This is a genomic window from Methanobrevibacter sp., assembly GCF_045577275.1.
Lineage (GTDB): Archaea > Methanobacteriota > Methanobacteria > Methanobacteriales > Methanobacteriaceae > Methanobrevibacter.
Genome location: NZ_JAZNIB010000080.1, coordinates 1 through 2,763, shown reverse-complemented (window position 1 = coordinate 2,763; position 2,763 = coordinate 1). Strand labels below are relative to the sequence as shown.

Genomic DNA, 2,763 nt, shown 5'->3' with positions numbered 1-2,763 from the left:
TTTTCGAATGTAATTACTTGCTTACATCTTAAATTTAGAAATGAAAATGAAATAAGCATTATTTTTGAAAATATGTTTATTATTCTTAATAAAAAAATGATTAAATATCAAATAAATTGTTTAATTAAAAAGATAGAAATATAAGAAAAATAGAAAAAATAAACTTAGAAAAAAGGAGAAATAAAAAAATAAAAAGAATAATTATTCAAATTATTCTAAAATTCAAACTAGTCTAATGTTGGATAATTAGGACTTTCATTAGTAATCATCAATTCATGTGGATGTGATTCCTTAATTCCACTTGCAGTGATTCTAACGAAACGAGCCACTTGTTTCATTGTTGGAATGTCACGAGCTCCACAGTAACCCATAGAAGATTTTAATCCACCAACTAATTGGAAGACAACTTCAGCTACGGTACCTTTGTATGGAACTACACCTTCAACACCTTCAGCAACTAATTTTGAATGTTTCATATGGGTGCCTTTTTCCAATTCTTGGAAGTATCTGTCTGCTCCACCACCGGATCCACCAGTCATAGCACCAATGGAACCCATTCCACGGTAGGTTTTGTATTTTCTACCATTCATGGTCACTACATCACCAGGTGATTCCAAGGTTCCTGCAAGCAAGTTACCAAGCATTACTACATCTGCACCAGCACCGATTGCCTTAGCAATATCACCAGAGAATCTTAAGCCTCCATCTGCAATAACAGGAACACCTGCTTCACTTGCAACATCAGCAACTTCAGCAATAGCTGTTACTTGCGGTACACCAATACCTGCTACAATACGGGTAGTACAAATTGAACCAGGACCAATACCTACCTTAAGTCCATCTGCACCGTGAGCAATCAAGTCTTCTGCAGCTTCACGGGTTGCAATATTACCCATACATAAATCAGCATCAATATTGTCCTTGATGGTTTCTGCAAATTTAACTACATTCATGTTATGAGCATGAGCACAGTCAATTGAAATGATGTCTGCACCAGCTTCATCTAAAGCCATAGCTCTGTCCAAATCAAATGGACCACAAGCTGCTGCAACTAAGTATTTTCCGTTTTTATCAACTGCAGCGTTAGGATGTTGATCTTGATTTAAAATATCCTTAATGGTAAGAATACCTACCAAATCACCATCTTCACTAACAACAGGTAATCTTTCAACCTTGTTTTCATAAGCGATATCTAATGCTTCTTCAGAAGAGATGTTCTCTTTGATGGTGACTACATCTGAAGTCATTATATCCTTAACTAATTTTTTAGAATCAGATTTTAAAAATGGTCTTACATCCCTTTTTGAGATAATTCCTACAATCTTATCATTTTCCATAACAGGAAGACCACTGACAGATTCATTTTCCATTATGTCTTGGACAGTTTCAATGGAAGATTCTGGGCTTATGGTTACAACATCACGAACAGTGATGTCTTCAGCACTTTTTACTTTTCTAACTTCTTCCACTTGTGCTTCTTGTGTAATATTACGGTGAATTACACCGATTCCTCCTTCCTGAGCAAGTGCAATAGCTAAATTAGCTTCTGTTACAGTGTCCATTGCAGCACTCATAATAGGTATGTTTAATTGGATGTCTTTAGTTAAGTTAACTTTAGTCTCTACATCTTTCGCTTCAATCCAAGAAGCATTAGGAACTAATAAAAAATCATCATAAGTGTAACCAGGTTTTGCATTATAAATCTTATCTGAAAATTGCATGTTTCTCCTCCTTAAAACTTCTAAAAAAAATATAAAATGATTAAAATGATTAAAATGATTTAAAAAAAATTATCCTAATTTAAAAAATTAAGATAATTAATAAGCATCATTTAAAAATATTTGAAATTATTCTTCAAATGATTTGACCAATTCTTTCAATTCAGCTACAGCAGTACGGTCGATGTGGCCAGTGTCTCTGTCTCCACCTACACAAGCAGCTCCTCTAACACCTACTACATCACAGCCTACATCATATAATGGTTTTAATTGATCTTTTTTAACAGAACCTGCTAAAGCAACTTTTAAACCATAACTGTGAGCTTCTTCTGTGAATTTTTTACAATCATCAATATCTAAATAATCGAATAATGTATGTCCATCTTTAACAGCAGTGTCTAGCATAGCTAAATCTGCTCCAGCATCTCTTGCTACTTTAGGAATATCCCATGGACTTACAGCTCCAACTCTATGAGCGTCAGCATAACCAGAAGCAACGACAATAGCATTAGGGTCTGTATCTTTTACAGTTTTAACTACATTTTCCATTACTTCTAAAGCTTCTTCATAGTTACTTGGACCGTATAATCCTACTTTAATGTAATCTGCACCAGAAACCAAAGCACCCATAGCAGCTAAAGAAACAGTTCCAGGTTTGTATGGAACATCTCCTAAAGTTGCACTGACAAGCATGTCATCAGGAGTAAGTTCTCTAATATCTTTAATAACCCAAGGGAAATTAGCTCCAAGGGAACCTTCTTTAGGGTTTTTAACATCTACTATGTCTGCTCCACCTTCAATGGATTCAACAGCTTCATCATGATTTATAGGACTAATTAATAAAAGCAATCATATTCCTCCATAATTATCTAATGATTAAGTCTCATAATTTTTATAATCTTAATATTTGATTTTTAATTATCTAGGCAATATCATAAAACAGTTGTTTGTATAAGTCAATCAAATTTAAATTTTTTATTAAAAAATTTATTAATACTCTAAAACCATATCTTTTTGACTTAGCAAGCCGCTAGTAAAAAATAAA

At 33.6% G+C, this 2,763-nt stretch carries 2 protein-coding genes; both read right to left on the bottom strand.

Features of this window, described 5'->3' with window-relative positions:
- Nucleotides 1–227: 227 nt before the first annotated feature.
- Nucleotides 228–1,721 carry an IMP dehydrogenase gene (gene guaB, locus ACKI67_RS02880; protein WP_407461897.1) on the bottom strand — a complete coding sequence of 498 codons (1,494 nt, stop codon included), beginning with the start codon at nt 1,719–1,721 and terminating at the stop codon, nt 228–230.
- A gap of 126 nt (nt 1,722–1,847) precedes the next feature.
- On the bottom strand, nt 1,848–2,567 hold the full coding sequence (locus tag ACKI67_RS02875; protein WP_407461896.1) for a (5-formylfuran-3-yl)methyl phosphate synthase: 720 nt from the start codon (nt 2,565–2,567) through the stop codon (nt 1,848–1,850).
- Between the last annotated feature and the right edge of the window lie 196 nt (nt 2,568–2,763).